The organism is Mycobacterium asiaticum DSM 44297, assembly GCF_000613245.1.
In the GTDB taxonomy this organism is placed as follows: domain Bacteria; phylum Actinomycetota; class Actinomycetes; order Mycobacteriales; family Mycobacteriaceae; genus Mycobacterium; species Mycobacterium asiaticum.
Genome location: NZ_HG964937.1, coordinates 229,594 through 245,359, shown reverse-complemented (window position 1 = coordinate 245,359; position 15,766 = coordinate 229,594). Strand labels below are relative to the sequence as shown.

Genomic DNA, 15,766 nt, shown 5'->3' with positions numbered 1-15,766 from the left:
ATGTTCCACAGCACCGAACGCACCCGCACCTACCCGTGCGCATCCTGCGGGGGACAGCTCAACTTCGACATCAGCAGCCAGAAACTGCGCTGCCCGAACTGCGGCAACTACTACGACGTCACCGCGCCGAACACCCCGGTCAGATCGCGCGAACTCCACAGCGCTATGCAGCAACTCAGGGAGGTGCAAAGGCGCCACGACGCACCAAGCATCAACGGGATGCGCGAGGTCGCATGCCAGAACTGCGGCGGCACAACGGAATTCACGGGTAGCCTGACGGCCACCAAGTGCCCCTACTGCGCGACACCCATTCAGCGCGATGACGTGCACAACGCTCCGGCCCGGTTGCCGGTCGACGGGGTGGTGCCGTTTCGCGTCGACGAGAAGCAGGCCCGCTCACTGATCGAGAAGTGGGTGACCAAACGCTGGTTCGCGCCCAACGACTTCAAGAAGTACCGCGAAATCGGAGCCTTCTCGAGCCTGTACACCGCGTACTTCACCTACGACGCCGACACCGATACCCAATACGAGGGTGAACGCGGCGAGGACCACCGGGTCCGCGTCGGCACCGACAACGACGGCAACGCCATCTACGAGACCCAGACACGGTGGTACCGCGTCTCGGGGCAGGTGCGCAACACCTTCGCCGACCTGCCGGTGCTGGCGAACGAGGGCGAGAACCTCAATCGCAAACGCATCAAGTCGCTCGAGCCGTGGCCGGTCGAACAGGCCAGGGCGTTCTCGCCCGAATTCGTCGCCGGCCACCTCTGCCGCACCTACGACAAGGACGCCGAGCAGGCGCTGCCCGAGGCCAAGCAGGAGATGGAGCAGGCCGTCGAACGGACGGTGCGGTCGGACATCGGCGGTGACCGTCAGCGGGTCCACCGGCTCCGCACCACCTGGAATTACCTGGGCTTCAAGCACATTCTGCTGCCAATCTGGCTGCTGACCGTGCTCTACAGCGGCCGGCCGTTCCAGGTGTGCATCAACGGTCTCACCGGCGAAGTGGCCGGCGACCGGCCATGGAGCAAAGTCAAGGTGGCGATCGCGGTCATCTGCGCGGTCCTGATCGTGATACTGGCGATCGCGATCTGGAGTTATCTGCACTCGCACGGGCATCATTCGAGTAGGTCGCCGTCCCGCAACATCCACAGGAAGTAGCCGATGGAAATCGCCGCCGTGGTGATCCTGGCCCTCGTCGTGATCCTGGGGCTGACGGTCGCCATCGTGGCGATGGTTGGGCGCTCCCAGCAGCGGGCGCTCAGTCGCGACAATCAGGTGATGCCGGGCCGTCCCACGCGCGCGCCGCGGTCATGGGCCGTCTCGCACGAGCCGGAGGCCCGGCTACACCGCCGATTGCGGGATGCGATGACCGCGCTGCGCGCGGCGGATTCCTTCGACAACGGCACGACCATCGTGCTGCGCGCCGATCTCGAACAGACCGCGCTGGATCTCGACGATCATTTGGTGGCGGTCGCGCAGCTCTCGAGTGTGCACAAGGGCGAGCTGCTGAAGACCATCGCCGCAACGGTGCAGTGCATCGAGGCGGCGGTCGCGCGTTATGCCACCGCCGCAACCAAGCCCGACACGAGCGCGCTGGAGGCGGACCTCGCCGCGGTGCAACGCCAACTCGACATCACCGCCGAACTGCAACGACGGCTCCCGCCGCATTGATCAGCGGCGCATCGCCAGCACGGGCGTGACCAGCTCACCGGTGCGCAGGTAGCTGTCCAGGTTGCGGATCGCCAGCAGCGCCATCGCCCGACGGGTCCGCGCGGTGGCGCTACCCACGTGCGGGAGCAGCACCACGTTGTCCAACCCGAACAGTTCTTCAGGCACATGCGGTTCTTCGGCGAAGACGTCCAGCCCGGCTCCACCCAGTCCGCCGCCGACGAGCAACTCGACCAGGGCGTCCTGATCGACGACGCTGCCGCGCGCGATGTTGACCAGATAACCGTCGGTCCCCAACGCCTCCAGGACGGCGCGGTCGACGAGATTGCGGGCCTGGCTGTCACCGGTGGTGGCGACGACCAGCACATCGACCGACGCGGCCAACTCGACCGGCGACGCCGCGTACCGGTACGCAGATCCGTCGACCCGGTGCCGGTTGTGGTACGCAATGGCGCAATTGAATCCGAGGAGCCTGGCGGCGATCGCCGAACCGATGCGGCCCAGGCCCAGGATTCCGACCCGCAGGCCGGTGACGTCGCGAGCGTAGGGGAACGGGCCTTCGCCGGCCCATCGGCCGGCCCGCACATAGCGGTCGGCGGCGCCGAACCGGCGCAGGGTCATCAGGATCAGGCCGATCGCGGTGTCGGCGACGGTGTCGGTCAGCACGTCCGGCGTGTTGCTGACACCGATACCCCGGCGCTGGGCCGCGTCGAGGTCGATGTTGTCCACCCCGGCGCCGTTGTTCACGATTGCCTGCAGGTTCGGCAACGCCGCGATGGTGTCGGCGTCCGCGCCGGGTCCGCCCGACGTCAAGATCACCCGGATATCAGCAGCGTGCCGCGTCAGGAACTCGGCACGCTGCGCGCCGTTGGGCAACCGGGGAATCTCGTAGCGGGCCGCGAGTTCGGCTTCGAAGGTGCGCTCGAACGGGCCGATGCGTAGTGCCTCGTGGATCTTCTTCACCGTCACGGTTGCCATCATCCTTGTTCGGCGCTGCAAGATTCCTCCAAGAATCCGCCAAGAATCCGTGGAGCGCCCCGCGGGATGGTGATTTCACCAGCCGATCGAACGAAGGGGCGGTCATCATGCGGTTGTTCTGCTTTCACCACGCCGGGGGTGGCGGGTTGGCGTTCAACGCCTGGCGCAAGGCGCTGGACCCGGCCATTGAGGTAGTCCCCGTCGAGATTCCCAACCGTTCGCGGTTCGCCACCCTGCGCGACCTCGTCGACGAAATCAACGACCAATTGGGCGCACTGTTGGACGAACCGCACATGTTCTTCGGCCACAGCTTCGGCGCGCTGGTGGCCTACCGGCTGGCTTGCGTCCGCGCCGCTGCCGGCTCCGAACTCCCGCGGGCGGTGTTCGTCTCTGCCTATGCCCCACCGCACCTTCAGCCACCACTGCATGTGGTCAAGGAACTCGACGACAACCAACTCGCGGCCTTCCTGTCCGAAATGGGTTTGATGCCGGCCGGATTGACCCGCTGGCCCACGCTGCGCGAGCAAGCCGTCACGATCACCCGCCACGACCTGGAACTGCTGATGACCGACGAGGAAGCCGGCACCGGCGAGTTGCCCTGCCCCATCCATGTTTTCGGTGGCAGCGAGGACCCGATTGTGAGCGAAGCCGACCTGCAGCAATGGCGTTCGCGGACCAAGGCGGACTTCTCGGTGCAGATGCTCCGCGGCGGTCACTTCTATCTGCGTGACCGCAAGAGCTTGTTCGAGACGCTGCGGCCACTGATGTCACCGCTGGTGGCGGCCTAACGGCCGCGGCTGAGCCAGTCATCGATCGTCTCGGCCACAGACTCCCACCCCGGCTCCAGCATCAGGTCGTGGGCCATACCCGGAAACACCTTCGCCTCGGCACCGTAAGCCGTTGCGGTGCGCTGAATCTCGCGCTCGGTGACGATGGTGTCCAACTCGGCGCCCAGCACCAGCATCGGGACGCGACTGACCCGCTTGGTCCGCACCAGGTCCAATGCGAGCATATCGAGAAATGCCCGGTAGGACTCGTCCTGCAACCGCCGGTGATATGAGTTCACTTGCGCCGCAGGCATTGTCGCGGAGAAGAACAGGTCACGCGCCAGGGCCGGCGTCCTTACCAGTGGTTCCAGCCGGAGTTCGGTGTTGCACCTGGCGAAGTCGCGCGGGTGACGACGGGCAATGCTCGTGGTCAGCCGCAACACACCGGTGGGTTGAATGGGTGTGACGAGGATGGCCGCCGGGGCGCGGTGCCGCTGTAGGTGATGCTGGGCGACGAAGCCACCCATCGAGTGAGCCACCAGCACCGGGTCGGTCGGCAGCTGCGCCGCGACCTCCGCGACATCGTCCGCATAGTCCCTGATTCGCGTCCAGCGCAATCGATTTCGGCCGGGGCTGCCGCCATGCCCGCGCAGGCTCATTGCCACGGCCCGGTAACCCCTGGCCGCAAAGAACTCGAGAAAATGCTCGTCCCAGCACCACGCCGCGTGCCAGGCGCCGTGCACGAACAACAGCGGATCAGGGTGTTCGTCGGTGCAGCGGCCTTTGTCGATGACTTCGAGCATGCGGCTCATTCTTTGCGAACCGGCATCAAGAATCCATAGAGGATTCCTAAAGTCTCCGCCCCGAAACTTTGGTTACGCAACCAGCGTCCACCACCACCAATCACCACACGGAGACAACAATGTTCACTCACCGCTTCACCACTTCCTTGGCCGGAACCGCTGTGACCGCCGCCGCCCTCGGGTTCGCCGCCCTCGGCCTGGCCGGCACCGCGGGCGCGGGCACCGTCGACGACGCGTTCATCGCCCAGATCAAGGCCGACGGGATCACCCCGCCCAGCAACGCGCGCGCGATCAGCGAGGCTCACGCCGTCTGCGCCGCTCTCGACGCGGGCCAATCATCGGCCCAGGTCTACAGCGGCGTGGCCGAGCGGACCGGGCTGAGCGCCAGCGGCGCCAAGACCTTCGCCGTCGACGCCGCGAGCGCGTACTGCCCCCAGTACGTCACCACCACCTGACGTATCCCAACCGAGCCACCGGGCTCAAGCACCCTCAACTGGGTTGCTTGGGCCCGGTTTTGGCGTTGCGGCGCCCCATTCAGGCTCCCGCCCGAAATGCCGCCACCGGCATCTCGACACTGCCCTGGCACGGGCCGCCGTAGATATCGGTGTGCCAGGTGCCGCGCAGCGACCCGTCAGGCTGCGGCGTGTAGAACGCCCAGGACTTCGCCGGCGCCCACGCCTTGGCAACCCCTTCGCCCATGTAACAGTCCCACTGGAAGTCGAAGCGTTCGACCCAGCGGGTGCCGTCCCAGGTGTAGTGCGACGGCACGACAATCGTCGGGTTCTTGGGCGTGGGCCCGTTGTTGGCGGTGGCGACGCACGATGAGGCCGAGCACACCGTCGAAAAGACGTAGTCGGCGCTGAATGTGGCTTCGGATTGGGTGGCCGCGACGCTGGTGCCGGTCTTCTGCGCCGCGTACCGCACCAGTGAATACTTGCCGCTCCAGGACGGCGTCGCGGCGCCGGCCGGGTGCGCCGGGACGCCCAGTACCGCCATGGCGGCAAGCAATGCGAATCCCCGGTGCATCGTGCCAATGCTGCTGGACGGATGACGCAACCAGATACCGGCCGGGACACGATCCCGCTTAACTCAGGCCGGGTACTCGGCGACAGCCTTCTTCACGACCGAATCGATCTCATCGGTGAGCAGGAAACGCTGCGCCACAAGCCCTTCGGCGGCCGTGCGGACCGCGGCGGCGTAGTCACCGCTGGTTGGGTACCGCTCGGAGACCGACGGCCGTCCGGGCGGGAAGGGCAGCTTGCTGCCGATCCGCTCGTAGAGCACCTCCGGCAGGTCCGCGACGTACTGCCTGGCGTTCCAGCCGGTGTAGGTGGCCAGCGGTGCGGCGACGGCGGGCAACCGGATGCCGGCCACCTCGTTGCCGTCCGCATCGACGGCCGACACCAGGTCGATCTCGCTTGCCGAGGGCAACCAGGCCGGGGCCGGGGTATTTGCGTAACCGAAGCGGGACAACACATCCTTACGGGCCACGGCGGTGCCGTCACTGGCCCGCGGGACCCGGCTGGCCGGCGGCTCGATGCCGTCCGACACCCAGTTGTCCAGCGCGACGAGCAGCGCGCGGGTGACCGGAGTGACGTCGAGGTGGTGCACCGGGTTGGCGGCGGGCAGCGCGTCCTTGATCTTGCTGCTGCCGAAGTGGTCGGTGCCGGCCAGCAGGTAGGTGCGGACGTCGTCGTCCTCGGGCAGGTCGGCGCCGGTGTCCGGGTCGACGTGCACCAGCGCGCCGTCGCCCTGCCAGTACTCGGTAGCGCTGTTGGTGAAGATCGTCTTCGGGACACCGCCAAGCTGGCGCTGCAGTGCGAACAGGTCATCGTTGCCGATCGGGCCGGCCGCGCCGTGGCCGCCGGGGGTCGAGGGCTGGGCGTACCGCTGGTTGAACTCGCCCCGATTGGCGCTGGCGAAGTCACTGAACACGCCGTCGAAGACCTGCATCCCGGCCTCGTCGACGTTGAGCCCGTCGGACAGGAACTGGCGCAACAACCGGCCGGCCTGGGAGACCCCGTAGGCGAAGGTGTGCGCAATGCCGTCGGCGCGAAGGTGCGAAACGATATCGCGGATGGCCAGCAGGCCGCAGCCGGCGACCGGGGCCAGCGCGGTGCGGTACACCAGCTCGTAAAAGTGGAACGGCTGGAATCCGCCGTCCAGCGCAACGTGCGTCTCGTCGGTGAACCGCCACGTGTCGCGGGGAACGATCACCGGCTCGGCGTTGGGGGCCGTGCGCACGGTCAGCACCGCTTCCGGGTCGTCGACGTCGATGGTGGGGTAGTCGGTGAACTTGAACAGCACGTCAGCGCCGGGGATGGACTCGACCTCGGGCGCGGAGAAGCTCAGGGCGTGGTCTTCCCGGACGACGTCCGAGCGCCACTCCAGCCGCGTAAAGCCGGGGGCCACGTCGGCCTGGGGTGCCGTCAGGCCCAGGATGGCCGGACCGCGCTGCACGTCCCACTGCCAGCCGCAGGAGGCGATGGTCCAGCCGCGGTTCAGCAGGAAGCCGCCCTTCAGCCAGGGCGCGTTGGTGGGGACGCCACGGTTGGGCACGACGAACAGCAGCTTGCCGTTGCCGCCGCTCACCGGGCGAAGGAGGCGCAGGTCGGCGGTGTAGCGGACGAGGCCGTCCTCGTCGCGGGTCGCGAGCTTGAGGTCGACGATGCGCTCGTTGGCCAGCGCTTCGGGGTCCACGGCAAACGTGACGGTCGCTTCCACGTTCTCGTAGCGGCTGTCGGTGTGCGGGTAGACGTTGTGCACGTGCACTGACTCGACTGACATCTCGATCCCCCTCGTCGGTCGTCATCTCGGGCTGTTGCAGATGACTTTCCGGCAGGGGCCTTGGCGCATTCTTGACGAATCCTTGGAGGCGGGATTTACAGCCCACGCAGCAGGAACAGCGCGTAGGCGGCGATCGACTGCGCGTCGGCGATCACGCCGTCCCGCATCATCTGTTCGACCTCCGCACGGGGGAACCAGGCGCTGCGCATGTCCTGCTCTTCGTGCTCCCGCTCGACCCGCCCCGCCGAGATCCCGGTGGCCAGGAACACCCACCCGCGCTGGCTGCTCATCCCCGGGGCGACGTCCAGCAGTCCCAGCTTCTCGAACGACGTCGCGCGCAGACCGGTCTCCTCGCGCAACTCGCGCTCGGCGAGCGCGACGGGCTCCTGGGCCGCTAGGTCCGGCGCGGTGCCCTGCGGAAACTCCCACCGGCGCGCGCCGACGGGATACCGATACTGCTCGACCAACCGAAACCGGCCCCCGTCGTAGGGAATGTCATAGGGAATCACGAGCGCATACGTCGGCTTGTCCACCACCGCATAAATGCCGGGGGTGCCGTCGGGACGGCGGATTTGGTCTTCGCGCAACACCATCCACGGGTTGCGGTAAATCTCGCGGGAGGCGACGGTTTCGATGAAGGACATCCGACCAGTATTCGTCCTGCTCAAGTGACAATCATGTTGCCCAGGCTGTCGATTCCCCGCCCACCGCCATATCATCTCGCGCAGACGCGCGTTTTGCTGGCGCTAACCGGTAAGTGGGTGTTTATGCGGGACGTGGTGCGCCACATCATCGTCAGCGGCGAAGACGCGCTGGCGACAACGATCATCGACGAACTCAACGAAGTCGGCGCCAACGTCGTTCTGCTGACCGGTCACAGCCTGGCCGGGGTTGATCTCGAGCAGGCCGACGCGGTGGTCTGTGCCGGCGACGACGACGCGCGGAATCTCGAAATCGCTTTACTGGCAAGGAAAGCCAACGCCCGGGTGCGGGTGGTGGCACGACTGGCCAACGACGTGTTGCGGGAAGCGGTGACGGCCGATAACGGCCCCGGGGCCATTCTCGACGTCGCCGACCTGGCCGCCCCCTCGGTCGTCGAAGCGTGCCTGGCGCAGACGGCGCACCCGTTCGAGGCGGCCGGTCTGGAGTTCGTCGTCTCGGGTGCGGAGGTGACGCGGGAGGCGACCCTGCGCGACCTCTACGGCGACCTGGCGCCGGTCGCGGTGATCGGTGGCAACAACTCCCCCGATCCGGGTGACGTGGTCGCCTGCCCGGGCCGGGATCACCGGGTGTACCCCGGGGACTGGACGGCGATGATCGGCAGCGCGGACGAACTGGCCGCCCGCGACATCAAGATCCGCGAGGCGACGACCACCCGGTCCCGCCGCTCCCGGCTCACCCGGATCGCCGACGGGGCGCGTGCGCTGCGCAACGACGTCAACCCAATGTTTTATCGGGCGGTGGTCGCGTTGCTGTTCCTTTTGCTCGGGTCGACGGTGCTGCTTCGTTACTCCTACCGGCTGCCGCCGGGCATGACCTGGATCGATGCGCTGTACTTCAGCACCGAGACCGTCGCCACCGTCGGCTACGGCGACTTCAGCTTCATCAACCAGCCGACCTGGCTGCGGCTGTTCAGCATCCTGCTGATGTTCGCCGGCGTCATCAGCACCGCCATTCTCGTCGCGTTCCTCGCCGAGCTGATGATCACCCGGCGGCTGCTGATCTCGTCCGGCCCGCGCAAGGTGCGGTCCCTGCGCAACCACGTCGTCGTGGTGGGGCTTGGTTCGTTCGGCATTCGGGTCGTCGCTGACCTGACGGCGGCGGGCTGCGACGTGGCCATCATCGAACGCGACGAGAACAACCGCTTCCTGTCTTCGGTGGCCGAACTTGACGTGCCGGTGATCTTCGGGGATGCAACGCTGCGCCAGACCCTGGACTCGGCCTGCATCGAGGAGGCGCGTGCGGTGGCCGTGCTGACTCAGGACGACATGGTCAACATCGAAACCGGGATCGTGCTGCGCGAGATGCTCGGATCGCGCTTTCTGCCGCCCGGCAGCCGATCCGACATCCCGCTGGTACTGCGGGTGTATGACCGCTCACTGGGTGCGGCGGTGGCGCAGCGGTTCGGCTTCGACAATGTGCGCTCGACCGTGGATTTGGCGGCCCCGTGGTTCATCGGCGCGGCGATGGGCCTGCAAGTGCTGGGGACGTTTTCGGTGGGGCAGCGCTCGTTCATGATCGGCGGGATGCACGTCGCGCCGGGCAGCGAGCTGGACGGTGTCCCGATGCGCGACCTGTCCACCCAGACCCGCGTCATCGCGATCACCCGACCCGACGCGCCGGTCACCCTGCACCCGCGCCGCGATGCCCAACTGCTGGGCGGCGACACCGTCTACCTGGTCGGTCCGTATCGCGAGCTGCTGGCCACGCTGCGCAAGGGCGAGGCGTGGGAACAACCGGCGAACGCCGACGCGGCAGCCGGCTGAGTTAGAGGGCGGCGGCGACGTCGGCGGCGCGCCGGAGCTGCCCGATGTCCGAGCTGGTGGGAATCAGGTGCACTTCGTCGGTGCCGATGTCGGCGAACCTGCGCAGCACCGCCAGCAGCTCGTCCTCGCTGCCCGCCCACCCCGTGGTCGGCGCCATCGCGTCGACGTATTCGGCGGGGATCCAGTTCATGTAGCGGCGCAGGTGCCGGTGAACCTGCTCGCGGGCTTCGTCGGGCGCACCGAACGCGAACCAGAACGAGGTGGCCAGGTGGGGTGCGGGCTTGCCTGCCTCTTTCCAGGCCACGCGGGCCACGTCGAACAGTTCGTTCTGCTGGACGACGTCCAGGTTCAGGGTGGTTCCCGCCATGCCGTCGGCCCAGTTGGCAGCGCTGCGCACGGTTTTGGGCCCGATGGTGCCGACGAGCAGCCGCGGCCCGCCGGCCTGCACCGGCGGCGGTCCGACCGGCCGCACCGAATCGGTGGTCTTCTCCCCGGCCCAGACTCGTTTCATGACGGCGACGCGCTCGGCCATGGCGCGCATGGTCTGCGTCTTGGGGTCGGCGCCGACGGAGTTGTAGTCCTCGTGCCTGCCGCCCACCCCGATGCCGACGGTCAACCGGCCGGCGCTGAGCAGGTCGCCGGTGGCCAGCGCCTTGGCCAGCATGACCGGGTCGTGCAACTGCGGCACGATCACCGTCGTCACCAGCCGCACGCGGTCGGTCCACGCCGACAGCGCGCCGAGCAGCGTCAGGCTGTCCGGATTGTCGAAGGCAATGCGTTCGCCCCAGCACAGCGACGAGAACGGCCCCTCGTCGATCGCCTCGGCCCAAGTCTTGAGCAGCGTCGCGTCGAGGTCGGGCTCCATCACCGGCATGGTCATACCTATCTGCACGCCCACGATTCTGGCAGCATGGCCGGATGGCCCTAACGAGCACGTCCTTCGCGCACGTACGGCTGACCGTCACCGATATCGAACGGTCCCGCCAGTTCTACGAAAGCGTCTTCGACTGGCCGGTGCTGATCGAGATTCCCGAGAACGCCGACGAGAAGCTGCGCAATCGGCTGGGGTTCCTGTTCGGTGGGGTCATCTATGACATGGGCGGTGGACTATTGGGCCTGCGCCCGGTGGCCACCGACCGCTTCGACGAGAACCGCGTCGGCCTGGACCACCTCGCGTTCCGCGTGGCCAGCAAGGACGAATTAGATGCTGCGGCAACTCATCTCGATGAACTGGGGATCGCCCACGGGCCGATCAAGGACATCGGGCCGTCCTACATTCTGGAGTTTCGCGACCCGGACAACATCGCATTGGAGCTAACGGCGCCGAAGTAGCAGACTGGTAAGCACCATGTCCATCAGCTTCAACCACACCATCGTCGCGGCCCGCGACAAACGGGAGTCCGCGGAGTTCCTCACCGAACTGTTCGGCCTGCCCAGCCCCACCCCGTTCGGCCCGTTCATGGTCGTCGCGTTAGACCACGGGGCATCGCTGGACTACGCCGACGTCGCCGAACCCGACGAGATCCGGCCGCAGCACTACGCGTTTCTGGTGTCCGAGGACGAGTTCGACGCGATCTACGGCAAGATCAGCGCGCGCGGCCTGCCGCACTGGGCCGACCCCGGGGCCAGCCGCCCCGGCCAGATCAACACGCGGGACGGCGGCCGGGGCGTGTACTTCCGGGATCCGGCCGGGCACGCCATGGAGATCCTCACCCGGCCCTACGGCTCGGGCAGCTAGCGCGTCGACCCGTGCCGCTTGCTTTCCTGGTCGCGGTAATCGTCGGCCATCTGCGCGACGTGTTCGGGCAGACTGTTGGCGGCGACGTCGGCGATGGTGGTCTCTTCCAGCACTGAGCGCATGCTGGCGCGCAACGCCCGCCACACGTCGGTGAGCGCGACGGTGGGCCCGGAATACGGCAGGTCACCGAGCCCGATATCGCGGACGCTGGCCAGCGGCCCGTCGATGCAGCGCAGCACGTCAGCGATGCTGATCTCGGTGCCGGGACGCGCGAGTTCGTACCCGCCTTCGCGACCCCGGTGGCTGCGGACCAACCGATCGGTGCGCAGGTTGGTCAGAATGTCGACCAGAAACTGCGGCGGAATCCCCTGGGCCTGGGCCAAGTCGTCGGTCTTGACAAGCGTGCCGCTGGGCACCGTCGCAAGCTGGACCATCGCGCGCACAGCGTATTCCGCTTTGGCCGACATCCGCATGCTGACCGATTCTGCCAGCCCGCTAGGCGCGCACCTCGAGCATGTCGATCACGCTCTGCGCCTGCTCCTCGAGAGTCCGGTCGGCGGTGAGCCGCAGATCGGGGTTCTTCGGCCGCTGGTACGGGCTGTCGATCCCGGTGAAATGTGTGATCTCCCCGGCCCGGGCCTTGGCGTACAGGCCCTTCGGATCGCGCCGCTCACACTCGACCAGCGGGGTATCGCAGAACACCTCGAAGAACTCGAATCCGGCGTCGTCGTGGACCTTTCGCGCCAACTCCCGGTGCTCGGCCAGCGGGCTGATCGCAGGCACCAGCACGATCTGACCCGAATCGGCCAACAGCGTCGCCACATGCGCCAGGCGGCGCAGGTTCTCGGCCCGGTCGGCCATGGAGAAGCCCAGGTCGGCGTTGAGGCCGTGCCGCAGGTTGTCCCCGTCGAGAACGTAAGCGGGAATACCCTTTTCGAGCAACTTCTGCTCGACCAGCATGGCCACCGAAGACTTGCCCGCGCCCGAGAGCCCGGTAAGCCACACCGTCCTGCCCTGAATAGCCCGATCCGCGGCGGTGACCAGTGACTTGTGCCGGACGGTATTGGGACTTGCCTTCTGGGCCGCCACATCCCGCAGCACCATCCCCGCGGCCACCGTTCCGTTGGTGTCCGGGTCGATGAGGATGAACGAGCCTGTGCTGGAGTTGCGGGAGTACTCGTCAAGCAGCAAGGGCACCTGCGTGCGCAGCGTGATCCGGCCAAGCTCGTTGAGCTTCAACGCCGTTGCCGTTTTGTCGCGGTGCAGCGTGTTGACGTCGAGCCGGTAGTCCAGCGCCGTCACCCTGGCCCGCGTGGTGCGTGTGGTGTGCTTGATGACATAGTCGCGGCCGGGCTCGAGCGCCGACGCGTCCGACATCCAGCACACCGTGGCGTCGAAATGTTGGGTGACCCGGGGCTGATTGTTGGTCCGCGCGATCATGTCACCGCGCGAGATGTCGATGTCGTCGGCCAGACTGAGCGATACCGCCATCGGCGGAAACGCTTCGGCCACCGGCCCGTTGGTGCCGTCGATACTGGTGATCCGGGTGGTCTTGCCGATCGGCAGCACCACCACCTCGTCACCGGGGCGCATCACGCCGCTGGCGACAGTGCCGGCGTAGCTGCGATGGTCCTGATGCTCATGGGTATGCGGGCGGATGACGTACTGGACCGGGAATCGTACGTCGACCAGGTTGCGGTCACCGGCGATGAACACTTCTTCCAGGTGGGAAAGCAGCGCCGGCCCCTCGTACCAGGGCGTCTTGTCCGACTTGGTCACCACGTTGTCGCCATGCAGCGCCGACATCGGTATGGTGGCGACGTCCTGCACATCCAGGCGCGCAGCGAACGCGTGGAACTCGTCGCGGATCGCCTCGAATTTCGCCTGGTCCCAATCGATCAGGTCCATCTTGTTGACGGCCAGCACGATGTGCTGGATGCCCAGTAGCGAGGCCAGGAACGCATGCCGGCGTGACTGCTCCAGCAGGCCGTGCCGCGCGTCGACAAGCACGATTACCAGTTGCGCGGTCGACGCCCCGGTCACCATGTTGCGGGTGTACTGGATGTGGCCGGGGGTGTCGGCGATGATGAATTTGCGTTTGGGCGTGGCGAAATAGCGGTAGGCGACATCGATGGTGATGCCCTGCTCGCGTTCGGCGCGCAGCCCGTCGGTGACCAGCGCGAGGTCGGTGTAGTCGTGACCCCGTTCCCGCGAGGTCTTCTCTACCGATGCCCACTGGTCTTCCATCACGGCCTTGGAGTCGTAAAGCAGCCGTCCGATGAGGGTGGATTTTCCGTCGTCGACCGACCCGGCCGTAGCGAGGCGTAACAACGTCGAAGGTCCAGCCATCAGAAGTACCCCTGCCGTTTCCGGTCTTCCATGCCGGCCTCGGAGATCCGGTCGTCCGCGCGGGTCGCGCCCCGCTCGGTCAACCGGGACACGGCGGTCTCGGCGATGACCTCCGACACCGTTGCCGCCTCGGATTCCACACAACCGGTGCAGGTCACGTCGCCGACGGTGCGGAACCGTACCGAGGCCTCGAACACCGGCTCGTCGGCGCGCGGCTGCAGGTAGCGGTGTACCGCGAGCAGCATCCCATCGCGCCGAAAAACCTTGCGCCGGTGCGCAAAATAGATCGACGGCAGCTTGACCTTCTCGGCGCCGATGTAGGACCAGATGTCAAACTCGGTCCAGTTGGACAGTGGGAACACTCGGATGTGCTCACCCTTGTGATGGCGGCCGTTGTAGAGGTTCCACAGTTCGGGGCGCTGCGCCTTGGGCTCCCACTGGCCGAACTCGTCGCGGAAGCTGAACACCCGCTCCTTGGCCCGTGCCTTCTCCTCGTCACGCCGGGCCCCACCGAACGCCGCATCGAACTTGTGCTCGCCGATGGCGCGCAACAGCGTCACCGTCTGCAGCGGGTTGCGGGACGGGATCGTCTCGACCACCCGTCCGGCGTCGATGTCGTCCTGCACCGATGCCACCACCAGCCGCACCCCCGCCTCGGCGACCAGTTCGTCCCGCGTCGCCAACACCTCGTCGAAGTTGTGCCCCGTGTCGACGTGCATCACCGGGAACGGCAACCGCCCGGGACGAAAGGCCTTGAGCGCCAGATGCAGCATCACGATCGAGTCCTTGCCGCCGGAGAACAGCAGCACTGGCCGCTCGAACTCGGCGGCCACCTCCCGGATGATGTGGATCGCTTCGGCCTCCAACGAGCGCAGGTGGCTCAGTTCATACTGGCCGGCCGCCGGGCCGGCTTTGAGATCAGTGCTCATCGGCATCATTTCTCGGTAAAGTTGGCTGGATTGACCATATTAACTGTTATTGCAGATATAGAACCAGCCCAGGGCCGGGCTGTCAACGGGGTCTCGCGAGCAGACGCGGGGGGGTGACCACTTCCGGTGCTGACCGGACGTGCGCAAGCATGTACCGATGAACACTCCTGCTAGCGGGCGCGACGTCATCGCGGCGTTCCTGCCTCAGTCGCCTTTCGTCACCAAACTGGGCATCGTCGCCGAATATCTCGGTGACGACGAGGTCAGGCTGCGGCTGCCGTGGGATCCAACGAACACCACCATGGCCGACATGGTGCACGGCGGGGCGATCGCCACCCTCGCCGATCTCGCGGTGATGGCGGCGGCCTGGTCCGGTCGCGAGGCCCCGCCGTCGTTACGCGGCGTGACGGTGTCAATGACGCTGGACTTCCTGGCGCCGGCACGGGCCACCGATGTGATCGGGGTGGGCCGGGCTCTGCGCCGCGGGCGGTCGCTGGTCAACTGCGAGGCCGACATCGTCGACCCGGACGGGCAGTTGCTTGCCAAGGCCCTCGCAACTTACAAGGTCGGATAGGTCCTGTCCCTCCGCGAGAAGACGCGAAAGCTCCCGCACGCTCGGCGTGTCGGGAGCTTTCGCGTCTTCTCGCGCTACAGGGTGACCTCTTCGAGCTTGCCGGTGGCAACGTCGAAGATGAACCCACGCAACGAGGTGTGCTTGGTGACGAACGGGCTGTTCTCGATGCGCCGCAACGACTGCCGGACGTCCTCGGCCAGATCCGGGAAAGCCTCGGCCGCCCACGGCGGCTTGACCCCGGTCTCCTCCTGGATGCTGCGCTTGAACTCGTCGTCGGTGAACGTCAGCATGCCGCAGTCGGTGTGGTGGATCAGGATGATCTCTTGGGTGCCCAGCAACCGCTGGCTGATCGCCAACGACCGGATCGCATCGTCGGTGACGACTCCTCCGGCGTTGCGGATGACGTGCGACTCGCCCTCCTTGATGCCCAGCACGCGATAGACGTCGATGCGGGCGTCCATGCACGCAAGCACTGCGATGTGTTTGCTCGGCGGCAGCGGCAATGGCCCCTTGAAGTCACTCGCGTAAGTGGCGTTGTTGGCCAGGTAGTCATCGGTAACCGTCACGCAGGTCTCCCTCAGTTCGCAGGACCGGATCTGCCAGCGGCCGGGCATACCAGCCAGAAGCGACGTGGATTTTAACAAGGTGATAGGCGAATTACACGGGTGCGGATCAGCGGGATCG

General features: G+C 66.7%; 17 protein-coding genes and 1 pseudogene. 8 read left to right on the top strand and 10 right to left on the bottom strand.

Annotated elements, in window-relative coordinates; all coding sequences use genetic code 11:
* Positions 1-1,161, top strand: a 1,161-nt coding sequence (locus BN972_RS11650; protein ID WP_200869726.1) for a hypothetical protein, incomplete at its 5' end; no start/stop codon positions are given.
* A gap of 3 nt (positions 1,162-1,164) precedes the next feature.
* Positions 1,165-1,674 carry a hypothetical protein gene (locus BN972_RS27710; protein ID WP_051545383.1) on the top strand — a complete coding sequence of 170 codons (510 nt, stop codon included), beginning with the start codon at positions 1,165-1,167 and terminating at the stop codon, positions 1,672-1,674.
* Here the strand turns inward: BN972_RS27710 and BN972_RS11640 are convergent, their stop codons facing one another.
* A complete protein-coding gene (locus tag BN972_RS11640) occupies positions 1,675-2,649 on the bottom strand; it encodes a 2-hydroxyacid dehydrogenase (RefSeq protein ID WP_036360685.1) in 975 nt (324 codons plus the stop codon).
* Positions 2,650-2,756: 107 nt separating this feature from the next.
* Between BN972_RS11640 and BN972_RS11635 the strand changes: the two genes are divergently transcribed.
* Complete coding sequence (locus BN972_RS11635; RefSeq protein ID WP_036360683.1) at positions 2,757-3,437, top strand: thioesterase II family protein; 681 nt, start codon at positions 2,757-2,759, stop codon at positions 3,435-3,437.
* Here the strand turns inward: BN972_RS11635 and BN972_RS11630 are convergent.
* Complete coding sequence (locus BN972_RS11630) at positions 3,434-4,219, bottom strand: alpha/beta hydrolase (RefSeq protein ID WP_036357795.1); 786 nt, start codon at positions 4,217-4,219, stop codon at positions 3,434-3,436. The genes BN972_RS11635 and BN972_RS11630 overlap by 4 nt on opposite strands.
* Before the next feature lie 119 nt (positions 4,220-4,338).
* On the opposite strand from BN972_RS11630, the gene BN972_RS11625 reads away from it, so the two are divergent.
* Positions 4,339-4,674, top strand: a complete 336-nt coding sequence (locus tag BN972_RS11625; RefSeq protein WP_036357791.1) for a DUF732 domain-containing protein — start codon at positions 4,339-4,341, stop codon at positions 4,672-4,674.
* A gap of 79 nt (positions 4,675-4,753) precedes the next feature.
* Here the strand turns inward: BN972_RS11625 and BN972_RS11620 are convergent, their stop codons facing one another.
* From BN972_RS11620 to BN972_RS11610, 3 genes are all read right to left on the bottom strand, one after another.
* On the bottom strand, positions 4,754-5,245 hold the full coding sequence (locus tag BN972_RS11620) for an Rv2253 family sensor-like surface protein (RefSeq protein WP_200869725.1): 492 nt from the start codon (positions 5,243-5,245) through the stop codon (positions 4,754-4,756).
* A 63-nt stretch (positions 5,246-5,308) separates the two neighbouring features.
* Positions 5,309-7,006, bottom strand: coding sequence for an alpha/beta hydrolase domain-containing protein (locus BN972_RS11615; protein ID WP_036357789.1), 1,698 nt, complete (start codon positions 7,004-7,006; stop codon positions 5,309-5,311).
* Positions 7,007-7,101: 95 nt separating this feature from the next.
* Positions 7,102-7,650 carry an NUDIX domain-containing protein gene (locus BN972_RS11610; protein ID WP_036357786.1) on the bottom strand — a complete coding sequence of 183 codons (549 nt, stop codon included), beginning with the start codon at positions 7,648-7,650 and terminating at the stop codon, positions 7,102-7,104.
* Positions 7,651-7,773: 123 nt separating this feature from the next.
* Here BN972_RS11610 and BN972_RS11605 point away from each other — a divergent pair, with 123 nt between their 5' ends.
* The gene (locus tag BN972_RS11605; protein WP_036360679.1) at positions 7,774-9,492 is read left to right on the top strand and encodes an NAD-binding protein; all 1,719 of its coding nucleotides are present in this window, start codon (positions 7,774-7,776) and stop codon (positions 9,490-9,492) included.
* Between the two features lies 1 nt (position 9,493).
* Here BN972_RS11605 and BN972_RS11600 read toward each other — a convergent pair whose 3' ends face one another.
* Positions 9,494-10,372, bottom strand: a complete 879-nt coding sequence (locus BN972_RS11600; protein ID WP_036357783.1) for an LLM class flavin-dependent oxidoreductase — start codon at positions 10,370-10,372, stop codon at positions 9,494-9,496.
* 38 nt (positions 10,373-10,410) lie between these two features.
* Here BN972_RS11600 and BN972_RS11595 point away from each other — a divergent pair, with 38 nt between their 5' ends.
* Both BN972_RS11595 and BN972_RS11590 read left to right on the top strand, forming a co-directional pair.
* Positions 10,411-10,824, top strand: a complete 414-nt coding sequence (locus tag BN972_RS11595; RefSeq protein WP_036357780.1) for a VOC family protein — start codon at positions 10,411-10,413, stop codon at positions 10,822-10,824.
* Positions 10,825-10,840: 16 nt separating this feature from the next.
* Positions 10,841-11,230: a VOC family protein gene (locus BN972_RS11590; RefSeq protein ID WP_036357777.1), complete on the top strand. Its 390-nt coding sequence runs from the start codon at positions 10,841-10,843 to the stop codon at positions 11,228-11,230.
* Here the strand turns inward: BN972_RS11590 and BN972_RS11585 are convergent.
* The 3 genes and pseudogenes from BN972_RS11585 to cysD all read right to left on the bottom strand — a co-directional run bounded on the left by BN972_RS11585 (position 11,227) and on the right by cysD (position 14,546).
* Entirely contained in the window at positions 11,227-11,703 is a 477-nt protein-coding gene (locus BN972_RS11585; protein ID WP_036357774.1) for an Rrf2 family transcriptional regulator, read from the bottom strand. The genes BN972_RS11590 and BN972_RS11585 overlap by 4 nt on opposite strands.
* A gap of 22 nt (positions 11,704-11,725) precedes the next feature.
* On the bottom strand, positions 11,726-13,579 hold the full coding sequence (gene cysC / locus BN972_RS11580; protein WP_036357772.1) for an adenylyl-sulfate kinase: 1,854 nt from the start codon (positions 13,577-13,579) through the stop codon (positions 11,726-11,728).
* Positions 13,579-14,546 (bottom strand): annotated as a pseudogene (gene cysD, locus BN972_RS11575) (sulfate adenylyltransferase subunit CysD). The gene cysC and the pseudogene cysD overlap by 1 nt, the downstream one beginning before the upstream one ends.
* 119 nt (positions 14,547-14,665) lie before the next feature.
* Here cysD and BN972_RS11570 point away from each other — a divergent pair.
* Positions 14,666-15,082: a PaaI family thioesterase gene (locus tag BN972_RS11570; protein WP_036357770.1), complete on the top strand. Its 417-nt coding sequence runs from the start codon at positions 14,666-14,668 to the stop codon at positions 15,080-15,082.
* Between the two features lie 74 nt (positions 15,083-15,156).
* Here the strand turns inward: BN972_RS11570 and BN972_RS11565 are convergent, their stop codons facing one another.
* A complete protein-coding gene (locus BN972_RS11565; protein WP_036360676.1) occupies positions 15,157-15,648 on the bottom strand; it encodes a beta-class carbonic anhydrase in 492 nt (163 codons plus the stop codon).
* Positions 15,649-15,766 lie beyond the last annotated feature (118 nt).